The sequence below is a fragment of the Sporolactobacillus terrae genome, assembly GCF_019930545.1.
GTDB lineage: Bacteria > Bacillota > Bacilli > Bacillales > Sporolactobacillaceae > Sporolactobacillus > Sporolactobacillus terrae.
Map to the genome: position 1 here is coordinate 2,367,442 of NZ_CP082837.1, position 17,230 is coordinate 2,384,671.

17 protein-coding genes and 1 riboswitch are annotated in these 17,230 nt (G+C 47.8%); of the genes, 4 read left to right on the forward strand and 13 right to left on the reverse strand.

Annotation, left to right across the window (positions count from 1 at the left end):
* Window positions 1-56: 56 nt before the first annotated feature.
* From K7399_RS11375 to K7399_RS11435, 13 genes are all read right to left on the reverse strand, one after another.
* Window positions 57-356, reverse strand: coding sequence for a Dabb family protein (locus K7399_RS11375; protein ID WP_028983423.1), 300 nt, complete (start codon window positions 354-356; stop codon window positions 57-59).
* A gap of 335 nt (window positions 357-691) precedes the next feature.
* A complete protein-coding gene (locus tag K7399_RS11380) occupies window positions 692-2,554 on the reverse strand; it encodes a bifunctional homocysteine S-methyltransferase/methylenetetrahydrofolate reductase (RefSeq protein WP_028983422.1) in 1,863 nt (620 codons plus the stop codon).
* Window positions 2,554-3,741, reverse strand: a complete 1,188-nt coding sequence (gene metC / locus K7399_RS11385; RefSeq protein WP_128167169.1) for a cystathionine beta-lyase — start codon at window positions 3,739-3,741, stop codon at window positions 2,554-2,556. The genes K7399_RS11380 and metC overlap by 1 nt, the downstream gene beginning before the upstream one ends.
* The gene (locus K7399_RS11390; RefSeq protein ID WP_128167172.1) at window positions 3,734-4,855 is read right to left on the reverse strand and encodes a PLP-dependent transferase; all 1,122 of its coding nucleotides are present in this window, start codon (window positions 4,853-4,855) and stop codon (window positions 3,734-3,736) included. Before K7399_RS11390 ends, metC begins: the two co-directional genes overlap by 8 nt.
* 102 nt (window positions 4,856-4,957) lie before the next feature.
* A riboswitch (SAM riboswitch) is annotated at window positions 4,958-5,068 on the reverse strand.
* A 60-nt stretch (window positions 5,069-5,128) separates the two neighbouring features.
* Window positions 5,129-5,317 carry a helix-turn-helix transcriptional regulator gene (locus K7399_RS11395; RefSeq protein WP_415640311.1) on the reverse strand — a complete coding sequence of 63 codons (189 nt, stop codon included), beginning with the start codon at window positions 5,315-5,317 and terminating at the stop codon, window positions 5,129-5,131.
* Window positions 5,318-5,507: 190 nt separating this feature from the next.
* Window positions 5,508-6,041, reverse strand: a complete 534-nt coding sequence (gene msrA, locus K7399_RS11400) for a peptide-methionine (S)-S-oxide reductase MsrA (RefSeq protein ID WP_028977228.1) — start codon at window positions 6,039-6,041, stop codon at window positions 5,508-5,510.
* Complete coding sequence (locus K7399_RS11405) at window positions 6,025-7,347, reverse strand: sensor histidine kinase (protein ID WP_128167176.1); 1,323 nt, start codon at window positions 7,345-7,347, stop codon at window positions 6,025-6,027. The genes msrA and K7399_RS11405 overlap by 17 nt, the downstream gene beginning before the upstream one ends.
* 8 nt (window positions 7,348-7,355) lie before the next feature.
* Window positions 7,356-8,027 carry a response regulator transcription factor gene (locus K7399_RS11410; RefSeq protein ID WP_028977227.1) on the reverse strand — a complete coding sequence of 224 codons (672 nt, stop codon included), beginning with the start codon at window positions 8,025-8,027 and terminating at the stop codon, window positions 7,356-7,358.
* A gap of 66 nt (window positions 8,028-8,093) precedes the next feature.
* Window positions 8,094-9,257 carry an ABC transporter permease gene (locus K7399_RS11415; protein WP_028977226.1) on the reverse strand — a complete coding sequence of 388 codons (1,164 nt, stop codon included), beginning with the start codon at window positions 9,255-9,257 and terminating at the stop codon, window positions 8,094-8,096.
* Window positions 9,257-9,943 (reverse strand): ABC transporter ATP-binding protein, encoded by a 687-nt coding sequence (locus K7399_RS11420; RefSeq protein WP_047034843.1) that lies wholly within the window; start codon window positions 9,941-9,943, stop codon window positions 9,257-9,259. The genes K7399_RS11415 and K7399_RS11420 overlap by 1 nt, the downstream gene beginning before the upstream one ends.
* Window positions 9,940-10,968, reverse strand: coding sequence for an efflux RND transporter periplasmic adaptor subunit (locus K7399_RS11425; protein ID WP_128167178.1), 1,029 nt, complete (start codon window positions 10,966-10,968; stop codon window positions 9,940-9,942). Before K7399_RS11425 ends, K7399_RS11420 begins: the two co-directional genes overlap by 4 nt.
* Window positions 10,969-11,176: 208 nt before the next feature.
* Window positions 11,177-13,009, reverse strand: a complete 1,833-nt coding sequence (locus K7399_RS11430; RefSeq protein ID WP_128167373.1) for an APC family permease — start codon at window positions 13,007-13,009, stop codon at window positions 11,177-11,179.
* 219 nt (window positions 13,010-13,228) lie between these two features.
* The gene (locus tag K7399_RS11435) at window positions 13,229-14,176 is read right to left on the reverse strand and encodes a DMT family transporter (RefSeq protein ID WP_223362306.1); all 948 of its coding nucleotides are present in this window, start codon (window positions 14,174-14,176) and stop codon (window positions 13,229-13,231) included.
* A gap of 202 nt (window positions 14,177-14,378) precedes the next feature.
* Between K7399_RS11435 and K7399_RS11440 the strand changes: the two genes are divergently transcribed.
* From K7399_RS11440 to K7399_RS11455, 4 genes are all read left to right on the forward strand, one after another.
* The gene (locus K7399_RS11440; protein WP_028983418.1) at window positions 14,379-15,113 is read left to right on the forward strand and encodes a glycerophosphodiester phosphodiesterase; all 735 of its coding nucleotides are present in this window, start codon (window positions 14,379-14,381) and stop codon (window positions 15,111-15,113) included.
* A gap of 155 nt (window positions 15,114-15,268) precedes the next feature.
* The gene (gene rpiA / locus K7399_RS11445) at window positions 15,269-15,940 is read left to right on the forward strand and encodes a ribose-5-phosphate isomerase RpiA (RefSeq protein WP_128167180.1); all 672 of its coding nucleotides are present in this window, start codon (window positions 15,269-15,271) and stop codon (window positions 15,938-15,940) included.
* A 153-nt stretch (window positions 15,941-16,093) separates the two neighbouring features.
* Window positions 16,094-16,510, forward strand: a complete 417-nt coding sequence (locus K7399_RS11450) for an Rrf2 family transcriptional regulator (RefSeq protein WP_028977220.1) — start codon at window positions 16,094-16,096, stop codon at window positions 16,508-16,510.
* A gap of 53 nt (window positions 16,511-16,563) precedes the next feature.
* Window positions 16,564-17,202, forward strand: a complete 639-nt coding sequence (locus K7399_RS11455) for an NAD(P)-dependent oxidoreductase (RefSeq protein WP_128167182.1) — start codon at window positions 16,564-16,566, stop codon at window positions 17,200-17,202.
* Window positions 17,203-17,230 lie beyond the last annotated feature (28 nt).

The window sequence follows — 17,230 nt, forward strand, 5'->3', positions numbered from 1 at the left end:
TGTATTGCTATTGTTATAATAATGTCTAACGTATTAAGAGACAGCCCTTTTTCATCTTATTCAGCAATCTCGAAATCCATGGCTAAAGAATCAACAAGTCCTATTTCTTTTAAATAAGAAACGCAAGCCTGATGTTCCGTTGATGGCGTATAGCGTTCATGGTCTGCTTTCGAGCTGAAGCGTACGGTCAATGCCATCGCATAACCTTTTCCGCGTGTAGAGTAATTGAGCCCTGCTTGAATATCGAGAATGTATGGGAGCTTTTGTTTTAGGGACCGCAGCTTACGCGCGCCTTCTTCAATCTGTGCCGTTGTGGTTTCATCGCGAAATTTAAAGAGTACGATATGTTCAATCATGAATAACCCTCTTTTCAACATGTTCTCAAGCTTTCATTCGTTCCTATCATATCACCTTTTGATTCGTCTGCGGTTATTTTGGTGATCTTCACACAGATGACTGACGGATTACATCGATCAATTAAACGTTTGTTTATGACGTGAATGAACAAACATTCGCTCTTTGGTTGCAGTGCTGCATTCGGTTTTGATTCTCGATCAAGACACGGGTCTGTTGTTTTGAATAAGGGGCAAAATTCTAAGCATTCTTTATCTGTAAAAAAAAGAGGCAGAGCCTTCGCACGATGGGAGGCCCTGCCTGAGTCTATTGCTGCATATGATCACGCATGCTTACATTACAGAAGCATATTTTCACTGTTTTCCAAAGTGGTATACTCACGCTCTTTTTTCTTAATATACTTGACCAAGTCCACGCTCATTGAGTAGTGACTCATCGGCGTGATCAAATAGATACCGCGGAAATGCGCCATTGCCGTATCGATCAGTTCACGGCAAATGTCGAGACTGACCTGACGCGCCTCTTCTTTTCCGGAGGTCGCCGCCATTTTGGCCCGAACATCATCCGGCAAACGAATACCGGGTACTTCATTATGCAGGAATTCGGCGTTGCGCGCGGAAGTCAGCGGCATAATACCAATGTAGATTGGTGCTGAGATGTCACGTGTGGCTTCACTAATCGCAATGATTCGTTCTTTATCAAAGACCGGTTGTGAGATAAAATAATCAGCCCCGCATTCAATCTTGCGCTTCAAGCGCTGAACGGCGCGATCCAAGTTGCGGACGTTTGGATTGAAAGCAGCGGCGACGCGAAAATGCGTCGGTTTCTTTAAGCTCTTCCCTGAGTAAGAGATGCCGCGATTGAATTGCTTGATCAGCTTGATCAGTTCCATTGACGATACATCATAGACGGATGTGGCACCTGGAAAGTCGCCGATTTTGGTCGGATCCCCGGTAATCACAAGCAGATCATGCAGCCCGAGCACATCCAATCCAAGCAGATGCGACTGAAGCCCAATCAAGTTGCGGTCACGGCAGGTTAAGTGAACGAGCGGCGGCATGTGAAAACGATCTTTGACCAGCTTGCCGATCGCCGCATTGCTGATGCGCGGGGACGCCAGCGAGTTGTCGGCCATCGTAATTGCGTCCGCCCCTGCCGCTTCAAGCGCTTGGACGCCTCTAAAAAAGTGATCGGTATTCAGGTGCCGCGGAGTATCGAATTCAACAAAGACCGAGCGGCCATGCACGCTTTTTTGATACAGCGCAGATTCCGGAGGTTCAGCAGCTTCACTGACATGAACCACCTCAGGATGCACGGTAACCACTTTTGTCTTCAGCGGTTCCAGGGCGGAAATGCCTGCTTTAAAAGCCTTAATCTGCACTGGTGTTGTCCCGCAACAGCCGCCAAGGAGGCGCACCCCTTCATTACGGAAGTCAACGGCATACTTTTTAAAATACTCCGGTTCATTCTCATAGTGAAGCTTTCCGTCGCGGTAATCGGGAAGACTGCTGTTCGGGTAAGCCGATAGAAAAGCTTTCTTTGGCAGCGGAATGCCGCGCAGTGCTTCAATCATATGGAACGGCCCAAGCCGGCAATTGGTTCCGACCACATCGGCGCCTTGTGCTTCCAAGCCTTCTAATGCCTTGGCTACCGGCATCCCGTTCTGGAGTACACCCGGTTCCTGCATCGAAACATGAGTGATAATCGGGAGATCCGTCATGGTGCGGGCAATCTGCAGGACGTCCCGCAACTCGTCAAAATCATAGTAGGTTTCAAGCAAGAGCGCATCAATGCCTTCACTGAGCAGTGCATCCGCCTGTTCTCGGAAACTGGCACGGATCGTATCCAGCTCAACCGATTGTTTCTGAAATCCACGGATACCGCCGATCGTCCCGAGTACGAAGGTTTCCGGCTTCGCCGCTTGTTTGGCCAGTTGAACCGACGCCCGGTTGAAACGGGCGACCTCGTGTTCAAGTCCGTATCTTGCCAGTTTGATGCGATTTGCACCATAAGAATTGGTCTGAATGACATCTGCGCCTGCATTAATGTAAGCTTCATGGACATGGCGAACCGCCTCGCTCTGCGACACATTCAGTTCCTCAAAACATCGATCGATCCCATACGAGTAGAGCAGCGTCCCCATCGCTCCATCACCAATTAAAATTCTTTCCTTTAATACATCAAGTATAGAATGCCCCATTACCGTTCACTCCTCACCGTCACCTGTTCATGATCCTGAACATCAGCGAATGCCTCGCTGAAATCGCCGATCAAGTCCTCCGCGTCTTCAAGTCCTACCGACAGGCGCAGCAATCCGCTGCCAATGCCTGCTTTCTCACGTTCTTCTTCATTTAACTCCGCGTGCGACATTTTCGGTGGATAGGACAAAATAGACTCCACGGCACCGAGACTGACCGCGAATACGGGCAGTTTCACGTGATTGACAAACGCCCGGGCACTTGCTTCATTCTTGAGTTCAAAGGAAAGCACCGCGCCGCCGGAAGAGGCCTGCCGAGCATGCAGTGCTGCCCCTGGATGATCGGCGAGTCCCGGATAAAAAACGCGCTTCACCTCAGGCCGTACTTCAAAAAATTCGGCAATGCGCTGCGCCGACTCCGCCGATTTACGAATGCGGACATCAAGCGTCTTCAGTCCGCGGAGCAGCAGCCATGAATCCTGAACACCGAGCACCGCGCCAAGCGCGTTTTGAAGGAAGTAAATCTTGTCGGCAATTTCCTTAGAAGCGGCAACAGCAAGCCCAGCAACCACATCGCTATGTCCGGAAATAAATTTCGTCGCACTGTGCAGTACCAGATCAGCACCCAGATCGAGCGGGCGCTGGAACACCGGCGTCATAAATGTATTATCGACAAAAGTCAAACATCGATGTGCTTTCGCAAGTTGAGCAATTGCGCGGATATCGGTCACGCGCAAAGTGGGATTCGATGGCGTCTCCACATAGATTACCTTCGTATTCGGACGGATCGCCTGCTCGACCTCTTCAAGGTCTGTCGTGTCGACAAACGTATGAGCGATACCAAATCGGCCAAGCACCTGAGTCAAGATGCGAAACGTTCCGCCATAAACATTTTTCGGAACAACGACATGATCGCCTGCAGACAGAAGTAAAAATGCAGTTGAAATTGCTGCCATACCTGAGGCAAAAGCAAAGCCGCGTTCGCCGCCTTCAAGCGCTGCTATTGCATCTTCAAGCGCTTCGCGGGTTGGGTTTCCAGAGCGGGTATAATCGTATTTTCCAAAATGATCAAAATCCTTTTGATGGAAGGTTGACGAGAGATACACCGGTACATTCGCCGCACCGGTTTGCGGATCAACCGCAACGGTCTCTTTAATCAATTTCGTTGAAAACTGTACCGACTCACTCATGTTCAACCACTCCTACTTTCAAAGATTCAAAGGCTTGATCAAGATCGGCAATCAAGTCGTCCGAATGTTCAATACCAGTTGATAGACGCAGCAGCGAATTGGACAAACCGTATTTCAAGCGCAGTGCTTCAGGAATATCCGCATGGGTTTGCGTTGCCGGATAAGTAATCAAGCTTTCGACTCCGCCGAGACTTTCCGCGAAGGTAATCAGATTTAGCGCAGTCAGGAACGGTTCAATCTGCTTCGGTGAGGTTAATTCAAAGCTGACCATGCCGCCTTTTCCCGGGTAGAGCACCTTCGTCACAAACGGCTGTTCTTCAAGATAAGTGACAATTCTACGCGCATTGTCTTGGTGCTGGCGTATCCGCAAAGCAAGGGTCTTCAATCCACGAATCACCAACCAAGAAGAAAATGGATCAAGGACGGCGCCGCAGCCGTTATGGTAGAGACGCAGTTTCTCAGTCACCTTCGTGACGTTCGAGACAACAAGACCGGCCAGCACATCATTGTGTCCGGCTAAATACTTGGTCGCGCTGTGTACAACAAGATCGGCACCTTGTTCAATCGGTCGCTGCAGGATTGGCGTATAAAACGTATTGTCCACGATCAACAGCAAATCGTTTTGCTTTGTGATTTTGGCAATCGCCGACAAATCAACCTCGTGCATCAGCGGATTGGTTGGCGTCTCGATAAAGATCGCTTTCGTCTCCGGACAGACAAGATCAGTCAATTCATCAAGGTTTTCGCCGTCCCAGTAGGAAAATGAAAGATGATACTGCTCCTTGAGAATGTCAAAGAGACGAAAAGTGCCGCCGTACAAGTCTCGTGACGCAATAATATGATCACCACTGCTGAATAACTGGAACACCAGTTGGATGGCACTCATTCCCGAGCTGCAGGCAAAACCTTCTTGACCGCCTTCAACATCGGCAATCGCTTTTTCGAGAATTGAACGTGTCGGATTGCCGGTCCGCGTGTAGTCGAAGCCTTTTGAAATTCCGATTCCTTCATGCTTGTAGGCAGTCGATAAATAGATTGGTGTATTCACCGCCCCAAGTTCATCAAAGCCATTGCCAATTTGTGCGAGCTTTGTTTCTGTTTGATATGACGCCATGCTACATGCCTCCCAAAAAATATCAAGTTCCAACTCATGTGCCAAAAAAGCGTATTAAAAAAGCCTTCTTCGATAAGAAGAAGGCTTTATCCGCCATGTATCTTCTTATCCCTCAGACTGCGTTGCCGTCTGCTGGAATTAGCACCTTGTCGCACATACGCGACGGTTGCTGAAGCTTCATCGGGCCAGTCCCTCGGCTTCTCTTGATAAGAATCAAAACATCTTGTTTAGTTGTTAAATAGTTTACATGACTGTCGCGATTTTTTCAAGACTTTATTCATGATCAAATAAATGATCCACCGAGGTTCCTAATACATCTGCCAGCTTAAACGCTAGTTTTAATGTCGGATCATACTTATTATTTTCAATGGCATTAATTGTTTGCCGTGACACTTGGCATTTCTTCCCTAGCTCATCCTGTGACAAGCGTAAAGCGTTTCGTTTGCACTTAAGAAGGGACAAATTCTTGAGCTTTTGAATTGGTCTAAGGAAAGCACGGATTTAACGCTTTCCTTAACGCTGCAGCACGATTGATTAATTTGCACGTGATTTGGGTCTTAAAAAGAAAACAAAAAGTAATCCATCCGCTTCCTCCCTGCGTGATGGACGACTTTTTGTGGTTTTCCGCAACGTCATGAATAAGCCACTCTGATTACTCATTCCCCCACGTTTTCTTAATAAACGCATCGCGTCCGGACTCCTCACGTTCAGCTTTATAGCGGTCCGGGTGTTTCCTGTAAAATTTCTGATGTTCTTCCTCGGCCGGATAAAACGGCGCTTCCGGAAGAATCCGCGTCACAATCGGCTTGTGGAAGCGTCCACTTGCTGCCAGGACTGCTTTCGATTGCTCCGCCAGCCCCTTTTGCTCCGCATTATGATAAAAAATCGCGGTTCGGTAATTAGAGCCGCGATCAAAGAATTGTCCCTCATCATCGGTTGGATCAACCTGTGTCCAGTAAAGCTCAAGCAGTTTTTCATAAGGAAACAGCGTTGGATCAAAGATGACCTGAATGGCTTCCATATGGCCGGTTGTCCCTGTTTTCACTTGTTCATAGGTCGGATTCTCAACGGTTCCGCCTGTATAACCGGAAACCACCGATTCGATGCCCGGCAATGTATCAAAAGGCTTGACCATGCACCAGAAACAGCCTCCGGCGAACGTGGCCTTCTCAAGCTTTTTCGTCATGTTCCGCATCCTCTCCTTGCGCGTTGCGCTCAATCTCCGGCTCGTTTTTCATTAATGGCAGCCGTACCGTAAAGGTTGTCCCTTTGCCCAGCTCGCTTTCTACTTCGATTTTGCCACGATGTTTGCTGACGATCCAATCGGCGATCGACAGCCCGAGACCGGTCCCTTTTCGTTCCGTTCGCGATTGATCGACCTGATAGAACCGATCGAAAATATGCGGGAGTTCTTTCTCAGAAAGTCCGCAGCCGCTATCCGATATGGTCAGCTTGGCAAATTTGTTTTCACGCGAGCAAGCCACTTGAATCGCTCCATTTTTCGATGTGAATTTCATCGCATTATCGAGTAGAATAACGAGCAGCTGATGCGCACGCTGTTCATCCCCATTAATATAAATGGGATCTTCCGATACTTCAAGTGAAAATGCTTTCTCTTCAAATTCAGCCATCTCCGAGAATGGCTCTGTTACCTTTTTAATCATTGCCTTTAGGTCAAACGGCGCGAGTGTGACTTCAAGACGGTTGGCATCACTACGGGCAAGGGTCAGTAAATTGCCGACAAGCTTGGAGAGGCGGCGTGTCTCATCAAGCATCACTGCAATGTCCTCGCCGGATTCCTGCACTTTTTGCCGCGGTTGCCGCAACAGTCCTTCGATTTTCAATTGAATGATTGAAAGCGGCGTACGCAACTCATGAGACGCATCGGCGACAAACCGATTTTGTCGATTCCACGCCTTTTCAATCGGCTGAAGCGCACGCCACGCCAGAAAGTAGCCGGCAATGATCGACACAAAAGCGCCAATGGCAAGCCCTAACAAAATAATCATCTGAAGGGTGTTTAAGAGATTCTTTTCCGCAGTCACATCGTTAATAAAAATAACTTTAAAGGCTTGTCCATCGATATCTGCTTTTCTGACGAGTAAATGGTAATAATTGTCATCCACTCGCTGTTCAACACTATTTTCTGATGTTGCGGTTAAAAAAGGTTTGAAAAACTGCTTGGAAACTTGGGTGCCCTCAGCAAAATCCAGACTGGATTTTTTTTGTTCATTCTTCGCATTAACAATGACCCAATAGAGTCTTGGATTGCGCAGGCGCTGCTCGACCATTCCGCCGCCCGGCATGGGTCTTTGGTTCATTCTTGGGACGTCAGGACTGTCAACGGATTTCATCAAAGCTTGATCACTGTTTCGAAAGGTTACATTTTTCTCGTAAAAGTAGATCGTTCCGCCTAATAAGCTAAGAAGTAAAATCAGAAGCGCAGCATTTAAAATGGTCAGTTTGATGAGTGTTTTTCGAAAAAGATCCATGGATTCACTCACTTATCCGTCAGCATATAGCCGATGCCGCGCACGGTGTGGATGTCGGCGTCATAGGCATACTTTTTCAGTTTTTTGCGCAGTTGGTGGATGTACACTTCGACTATGCCCACGGTTGTATCCGAATCAAAACCCCAGATCCGGTCAAAAATCTGCTCTCGTGTAAGAATTTGATCCTCGTTCTGTACCAAATATTCGAGCAGATCATATTGCTTTGTCGTGAAAGAAAGCAGATCGCCATCCACCTTGATCTGTTTACGTTTGTTATCAATTGCAATGCCTTTATAGCGGAGGATGTGGTCGAGCGACATCGGTGAACTCCGGCGCAAAATCGCTGCGATTCTGGCTTTCAATTCCTGATTTTGGAACGGCTTAACGATATAGTCATCGCCGCCGAGGTTCAGCCCCTTGACGCGATCATCCACCGCATCGCGTGCCGTCAGAAAAATAATCGGTGTTTCGACCCCTTTTTTACGGATCTGTTCCGTAACCTCAAAGCCGTCCAGTCCCGGCAGCATCACATCGAGTATGATCGCATCATAGATATTCTGTTCCGCCTGATACAGCGCTTCATCGCCGTCTTCTGCTGAGTCAACCGTATAGTCCTCTTGCAGCAGGCGGACAATTTCTTGACGTAGATAGGTGTTATCTTCAACAGCCAACAGCCTCATGCTTCTCCCACCATTCATCCCTCATACCCTTTATTTTACACAGAATTGTCAAAAGGTGAAACACGTTCACTCCGTACGCAACGCGTCAATCGGTTTAAGTTTTGATGCTTTGTATGCCGGGAAAACGCCGAAGATAATGCCGACAATTGCCGAGAAAAGAAAGGCAGCGGTCATGATCGGCAACGAAAAGACAATTGTGGCTCCGGCGGTCAATTCATAGACTTTTGCAGTCAAAACGCCAATGGCTGCGCCGCACAACCCGCCAAGCATACTAAGCACCGCGGATTCAATTAAAAATTGCAGCATAATATCGCGACGTTTCGCTCCGATCGCTTTTCTAATCCCGATTTCTCGTGTTCGCTCGGTTACCGAAACAAGCATAATGTTCATAATCCCGATCCCACCGACGAGTAAAGAAATTCCGGCAATGCCTGTAAGCAGCATCGTCATTGAATCGGTCACTGCGCGCATTGCTTCCATAACATCCTGCTGATTTACAACACTGTAATCATCCGAATCGCTGTAGGTTTCGCTCATCACACGTGAAATAGCGGCCATTGCAAGATTAACCGACTGCTGATTCTCTGCCTGCGCATAAAATTGAGTAATATACGTCGTTTGCTGCAGACGCTGCGCGGTTGAGTAAGGAAGGAAAGCAGCATCATCGCTGCTTGTCCCCATCGAACCGCCCTTGCTGTTCAAGACACCAACGACCAAATAGTTTGCGCCGTCAATCCGCACATACTTGTCGATCGGCGACTGATTTTCAAAGAGCGTCGTTGCAAGATCGCTGCCAAGCACAACCACCTTCTGCCGAAATTTTTCATCAAGTGAAGAAATAAAGCGGCCTTCCTTCACCGTCATTTGCCGAATTGACAAATAACTCGATGTTGTTCCTGTGACACTGGCAGTCGTGGACGTACTGCCCTTCTGAAAGGTATTTCGCCCGCTCAGCACCGGCGCAACATGTTTAACCCCAGTTGCTTGTTTCACTTGCTTTAACTGATCCATCGTAAAATGGGTATCCGTATTGGTAATATTTACGGTGATGAGATTGGTGCCTAGGCTGTTTACACTATCGGCCACCGATTTGCTCGACCCTTGACCAATCGCAAGCAGGGCAATGACGGAGCCAACACCGATAATGATGCCCAGCATGGTCAGAAACGAACGCAGTTTATTGCCCTGAATATTGCGCACAGCCATTTTAATAGATGTGAATACGTTCATCAGATATGCTCACCTTCCTGCAGTTTACCGTCGCGAATGCTAACGGTCCGCGTCGCCTTGCGCGCTACCTCCAAATCATGGGTGATCAGAACAATGGTGCGGCCTTGATGATTCAGCGCAGTAAGCAGCGCCATAATATCGTCGCTTGTCTTGCTGTCCAAAGCGCCGGTTGGTTCATCGGCCAGCAAAATTTGCGGCTGCCCGGCCAGCGCCCGGGCAATGGCAACGCGTTGCTGCTGTCCGCCTGAAAGCTGATTTGGCCGATGTGCAGCCCGTTCTTTTAGTCCAACAGCCTCCAAACATTCGCGTGCTCGTGCCTTCCGTTCCTTTGTTTTGACCCCGCGATAAATCAACGGCAGTTCAACATTTTCTAATGCGGTCATCTTGCCTAAAAGATTAAAGTTCTGAAAAATGAAGCCAATTTTTTGGTTTCGGATCTCAGCCAAATCGCGATCCTTGAGTCGATCAACGGCGCTGCCGCCTAACACGTAACTGCCGCTATCTGGTTTGTCCAGACAGCCGATGATGTTCATCAAGGTCGATTTTCCCGAACCGGAGGGCCCCACAATGGAGACAAAAGCCCCTTCTTCAATGGTTAGATGAATACGATTGAGTGCATGAACCACTTGCCCGCCCAGCTGGTACGTTTTTTCGACAGCTTTCATTGTAATGATCGCTTCGGTCATGGCCGTTGTCCGCCTCCGTTTCCACCAGAGCCGAAGTTACGTCTGCCTTGTCCTTGCCCTTGGCCGTTCATAGCTCCGCCGTTTTGCATCATCTGAAATTGGCCTTGGCCTCGGTTGCTGTTCGTTGAAGTTGATGAGGGAGATGATTTGGTTATCGGATTCAACTGAACCGTCTGTCCTTCTGTAAGTCCGGACTTAATTTCAATCGATTGGTCGTTATGAATCCCGATCGATACGGTTTGCTGACTGCCGCGTTCGCTTTCCATACTTGCGCTTCTGCGGAAAGCTTCGTTATTCGAATTGCTTGACCCCGTTGACTGATAAACATAATAGTTGTTCCCGTTTTGATGTACGGCTCCGGACGGCAAATAGAGAACATTCGATTTTTTCTCAAGGATGATCTTTGCCGTTGTTGTCATGCCTGGCTTCAATTGCGTTGATTTTGTTAAATGAACGGTAACGTCAAAAGAAGAGGTCCCGTTTGTTATTGAACCTTCCTTTGCAATTGATGTTACCTTTCCACTGAACGTCTTATTTGGAAAAGCATTGACCGTAACCGTAACCTTTTGACCCTTTTTAATTTTCGAAATATCCAGTTCATCAATGGACAGAACGGTATTCAAATCGCTGTAATTTGTGAGATGGGCCACCTTTTCAGCTGTGTTTACCCGGCTTCCTTGGTAAACAGAGACACTGGTTACGCTCCCCGATTTCGGTGCAGTGAGCGTTGTGCCATCGGTAAAGGTCAGCAGCTTATCTCCTTTTTCAACGGTGTCATTTTTCGAAACGTTTACTTCATCAACCGTCTTTGACGCATCCTCTGCATCAATCGTGACCTCTTCATCAACGGCAGGCGCCAACGCCCCTGATCCGTCAACACTGGTTTCGAGTGTTCCTTTCTGAACCTTCGTGGTTGGAATGAGCGTTTGCGTTTCCTGATTTTTATTTTTCGACAGATACCAGTATGTACCGCCTCCACCTAAGGCAAGCACGACCACAAGCACCGTGATCCAAATCTTCTTCATGACAATAACCCCTCCGACATCATCGTTTGTATTGGTTTATGCATTTCAGTTTACCGACGGATTCTTAACTTTTGCTTAAGCGGTGCAAAGCAAATCCGTGTATCAACCAAAGGCAGTCAGGTCATACGCGCAGATTGTCTGTTTTCGGGTAAAAAAAATGCTTCAGCCTATGTTCTCTGAAGCGCAAAATAAAACGTTATTGTGAGCATTATTTTTTAAAATGAAAGGGAACGGTTGCGATCACAATGTCCTTATGGCGAATCAAACTTGCTTTGATCAATACCCCGGACTGGTTGTGCAGCAGGCTCTGCCACCATTTCTTCGTGTAGAATTGCGGGAAGACAACGGTCACTGTTGCGCCGCGCTTTTCTGCCTTGTATTTTACCGTACTGATAAATTTGTCGAGTGGATTGACAATGCTGCGGTAGGGCGAATGTATGGTCACTAAGCGTACGCCTGGATTCCACGCATTCCATGCATCATCCATTTTTTGAATGGCTTCCGGACTGTCCCCGACAAATACAGCGATGACATTATCCGACAGTGATCGTGCATAAGTGAGCGATTGCTCGACAACTTTGGTAATTCCTGCAACCGGAACGACAATAATGTTATCGGAAGCATGAATAACCGGTACCGGCTGGCGAGTATCCACGCGGAGCTGCTCGGCAACCAGCACATAGTGTTCATGAATTTTATGAAACATAAAGACAACGATCGGTACGAATATCAGGACCGGCCATATTTGCGGGAACTTGGTTAAGAAGAAAATCACGAGAATCATGTAGCAGATCAATGCGCCGATCAGGTTTATCACCAGCTTGCCGATCCAACCGGATGGACGCCGCTTCATCCAGTGCACGATCATCCCGGTCTGTGATAATGAGAACGGAATGAACACACCGACTGCATAAAGCGGAATCAAACTTTCCGTACGTCCTTTAAAAATAATCAGCAAGAGGATCGACAAGGCTCCTAACGTAATGATTCCGTTCGAGTAGCCAAGGCGGTCGCCTTTCACCTTAAACGGGCGCGGCATATATTTATCCTTCGCCAAGTTGAATGCTAATAATGGGAATGCAGAATAGCCGGTGTTCGCCGCAAGAATCAGGATCAATGCAGTAGACGCCTGAATGATGTAATAGAGAATGCTGCGGCCAAACAAGTGAGATGCCAGTTGCGAGAGCACGGTCTGGTCGGCAGACGGATGCACCCCGTATAAATAGGCTAAGCCAACAATACCAAGCAGCAAGACCGCAAGAATTCCGCCCATCATCAATAATGTACGTGCAGCATTTTTCGGTGCCGGTTCTTTAAAACTCGGAATGGCGTTTGAGATCGCTTCGACACCGGTCAGCGCTGAACATCCGGATGAAAAAGCACGCAGAAGCAAAAACAGACTCATCCCCATTACCGGTGTACCGATTGGTGCCGATTCATGGATAGGCGCCGACTGTCCGGTCATCATCGCAAATATCCCCCCACCGATGACAAGGAGCATCATCAATACAAAGAAATAGACAGGATAGGAAAGCAACGTTGCCGAATCCGTCAACCCACGTAAGTTCAGAATGGTAATGATCACGACAATAATCACAGCAACCGCAACGCTATGCGCGCGGAGCGCAGGAAATGCAGAAGTGATGGCATCGCCTCCTGCCGATACACTGACGGCAACCGTTAATATATAGTCAACCAGCAGCGCGCCGCCGGCAGTCAGTCCAAAATTGGTTCCAAGATTTTCTTTAGCCACCACGTAGGCGCCGCCGCCCTGCGGATAAGCATGAATGATTTGCTGGTATGATAAAACCAGTGCAACAAGCAGGATGAGTACCGCAAGACCAATCGGCAGGGAAAACCAAAGCGCGGTACTTCCGGCAGCCATGAGAACAATGAGAATCTGTTCCGGTCCATATGCGACTGAAGACAACGCGTCAGAGGACAAAACAGCAAGCGCCTTAAACTTACTTAACTTTTGTCCACTTGATTCATTTGATTTCAATGGCCGGCCGATCAGCAGCCGTTTCAGTTTTGTGAACATCATCAATACTCCTTTATCGAACCACTTATATTTCCGCACGCGTCTTTAAAAATAAATGAACACGACCGAATCACGTTTAGACGTTCAAACGTTTTTTCGATCGCGTGAATCGATTATATGCCCTTTTTTTTAACAGTACAAAGACAAAAAACAACCGTTTATAGGCATAAGTTCTGCAAGATTCGTCGTTATTTCCCAGGCAATAATCAGCAAGCGACATTATTTTCTTTTATTTTTTACATTTTTTTGTGCAAAGGCGAGTGACACAACCGTGCCGATAATACATAAAGCGCCAAGCCAATCAAATAAAGTAAACGGGACATGCAGCCAAACCACACTAACCAAAGCTGCCGACAGCGGTTCAGCGCAACCAAGCATACTGGTCTCCAGCGGCTTCAGATAGCTCAAGCTGGCTAAATACAAATAAAAGGCGATTAACGTCCCGAATAGGATGACAAAAACGATGCCAATGAACGCCGCCATCGACCATTGCCCATGAAAAATCCATGGCGGATAGAATAAACTCATTGCCGCCCCGCCGATCACCATACCCCAGCCGACCACAACACCCGGACCAAACTGTTTCAGGATGGATGCCGGTTGGGTAGCGTAAATGGCGCCGCCAAGCGCCGCCAACAGTCCCCAAATGATGGCGCCCGGAGCAATCGATAATTGATTGGGATGTCCTTTAGTGACCAGAAAAAAGACACCTAAAAGTGCAATCACCATTGCGGCGATTTCTATAACTCTCGGTTTTTTCCTCAAAATAAAAATGCTAAATGACAGGATTAATACCGGACTGAGATACTGCAGCAACGTTGCGGTTGCAGCGTTTCCAGCCGCGACCGCTTCAAAATAGGTATATTGGGCGCCAATCATTCCCACCAAACCAAAAATGATCACCCGTGCCGCCGAACGGCGCGTCTGCCAAATCTGCCACACTTGGCGTCGATTTTTTCCGCATTGCATCAAAACAAGCAGTAAAAAGCCAGCCGTGAGCATACGCACCGATGTCAGCCAGCCAGCACTAATCTTCTGCGTATCAAATAAATATTGGGCAGCATTTCCGGAAACACCCCACAGTGTTGCGCCGCTAAGCACAAGCATGATGCCGATCGGTCGCGCCCATGATCGAATGCGGCCGGCCGGTTGTGCGTATTCTGCCAAATTTTTCACCCTCCCTATCGGTAAACGGACACCCATATCGTATCCATTCGCCTCTCCTCCGTCAATCATACATTTTCTACTCATCTGAGTTTTGTGACAATGAAGTAAAGATATTGAACGGTGACGCTTATCTTTTTCCGTAAAAGCGTATAATGGACTGTACGAAACGCTTGCTTTTTTTCAGGGATGAAGGAGGAGCACGATGAAAACAGCAGTTTATGCCCACCGCGGCAGCAAGTGCAATTGTCCTGAGAATACATTACCGGCTTTTGAAGAAGCAATACGTGTAGGAAGTGACGGTATTGAACTGGATGTGCACTTGACCAAAGATCAGCAGGTCGTCGTCATGCATGATGAAAAGATCGACCGAACGACGAATGGAAAAGGACAAATTAAAACCTACACGTTGGATGCATTAAAAAAATTTGATGCAGGTTCCTGGTTCTCACCTAAATTTAAAGGAACACGCATTCCGACACTGACTCAAGTACTTGAATTTATTGCTGATTATCAAGGCGTATTGAATATAGAACTTAAAACAGATCGAAACGTCTACCCAGGCATCGAATCGCGAGTGGTCGCACTCGTCAATCGCTACCGACCGAATCTTCCGGTCGTGTACTCATCCTTTAATCATGAATCCTTAATGCGTCTTAAAGCAGTTAAACCGAATGCCGACCTGGCTCTGCTCCTATGGGAACGCCTTGCCGAACCTTGGCACTATACGAAACAGATTGGTGCTTCCGCGCAACATCTCTGGCAGCCGTCCGCACTTTCAGAAACAGCTGCCCAGCTGCAAAGCCATGGCATCAAAGTACGGGCATGGACCGTCAATAAACCTAGAATTATGCAGCAGGCTTTTGAAATGGGCCTTGACGCAATCATCACCGACCAGCCGGAAGCGGCATTAAGCTTGCGGAAAAGCTGCTGCAAGTAACTTTTGCAAGCGGCCGTACGCGCCCCCTGAGTAGCCTCTTTTTTTTTACTTGTTTATTAAACCCATCGATGTGCCATTGGAAGCACGCGCTGCTTCCGCTATAATAAAATGGGATAAATGAATGGGACGCATTAACTGAAAAAAGAGGGATACTCATGAATGGCAAACGAGCAGCAGGACGAAAAGCGGTTGAAGAAATTAAGGATGGCATGACCATTGGCCTCGGTACCGGCTCAACAGTCTATTATTTTCTAGAAGCGCTTGCCGAGAAAGTTGCTGACGGGTTTCATATGACCGGTGTTGCAACGTCTCAAAAAACAATTGATCTTGCTCACCAATGGAACATTCCGATGCAACCGCTGAATGCGGTCAAAACCATTGATATCACGATTGATGGTGCTGATGAAGTGGATGCGTTACTGAACGGGATCAAAGGCGGCGGCGGTGCACTGCTCTATGAGAAATTAGTTGCTAAAGCTTCAAAACGCCGCGTCTGGATCGTTGACAACAGCAAAAAGGTTGAGCAGCTGGGTACATTCCCGCTTCCCGTCGAAGTGGTACCTTTCGGATGGAAGCACATCGAAACCTATCTTGAAGGGAAAGGCTATCAACCGCAAGTGCGCCGCGGCGACGACAATGAACCGTACATCACCGACGCAAAACACTATATTCTTGATCTCCACTTAACGTCGATTGCCGATCCGCGTGCACTGGCCGATGAATTGGACCACCTCACCGGTGTTGTTGAGCATGGCCTTTTTCTCAATATGACCGATAAAGTGATTATCGGTTACCCGGACGGGCAGACCGAAACACTCGCGAAGTAACCGTAAAACCCGAATAGAAAACAGTTCAAAGCGGTTTGGCCACATCTTTCATGAGGTCAAACCGTTTTACTAGGGGGGGGACCCATCGATTCATCACGCTTGACATCAATTATCCTTGTAATTAGAATAGTTACAGGTGGTGACTATGAACCCATGATTAATACACGTGTTGCCGTCGCGATCCACACCATGGCTCTGATTGCATCTAGACCGAATGATGATTTGCCGTCGGACGACATTGCAGCCAGTGTCAACACAAATCCCGTTGTCATACGACGCATTCTCGGCATGTTAAAAAGAGCCGGATTAATTCGGACAACTGCCGGAAAAGCAGGTGCTTCACTCACTCGTGATCCGGAAAAGATTTCGCTGCTTGATGTATTCCATGCGGTTGAGCCAAACGGAAGCTTATTTGCCGTACATGACAATCCAAATGTCCACTGTCCGGTAGGCAAAGGTATCCGCACTGTGCTCGATGAAGCCTTTGGTGCTGCACAACATGCCCTAGAGAACAAGCTTTCTTCTGAAACACTGCAAGACATTCTTCATCATCTCTTTGATGATGCGTGATTTTTTGCACATACCCTGTAACTATACCCGTTACAAGATGGAGGTTTTAACAAATGAAAATTGCTGTAATTGGTGCTGCCGGGAAAGCCGGGTCAGCAATCACTCAAGAAGCAAAGCAGCGCGGCCATCAAGTGACTGCGATTGTACGGCACCCGGAGAAATTAAAAGAAACCTATGTTCCTGTTTTGAAAAAGGATCTCTTTGACCTAACGCGTGAGGATCTGGCTGATTTCGACGTTGTTGTTCATGCATTTTCGGCGCCTGCCGAGCAGGCAGAGTTGCATGTTAAAGCGGGAAGAAAACTCATTCAGCTGCTTTCAGGATTAACGAATACTCGGCTGATCGTTGTAGGGGGGGCCGGCAGCCTATTCGTTGATGCGGACAAAAAAGTGCCGCTTGTCGACACACCTGAATTTCCGGAAGCGTTTCGTGCTATTGCAACGAATCAGGCAAAAAATTTGCAGGATCTCTATAAAACCAGCAAGCTCAACTGGACATTTCTCAGCCCATCCGCAATCTTTGCCATTGGGAAGCGAACCGGGCATTACACAACAGGCGAGGATCACCTGCTCATTAACCGGACCGGAAAAAGCTACGTCAGCTATGCGGATTATGCGGCCGCTTTAGTTGATGAGATTGAGCACCCTAAACATCAGAATAAACGATTTACTGTGGTATCCGAAGAAGACTAAGAAGCAGAATATGCACAGGATGTTTGCG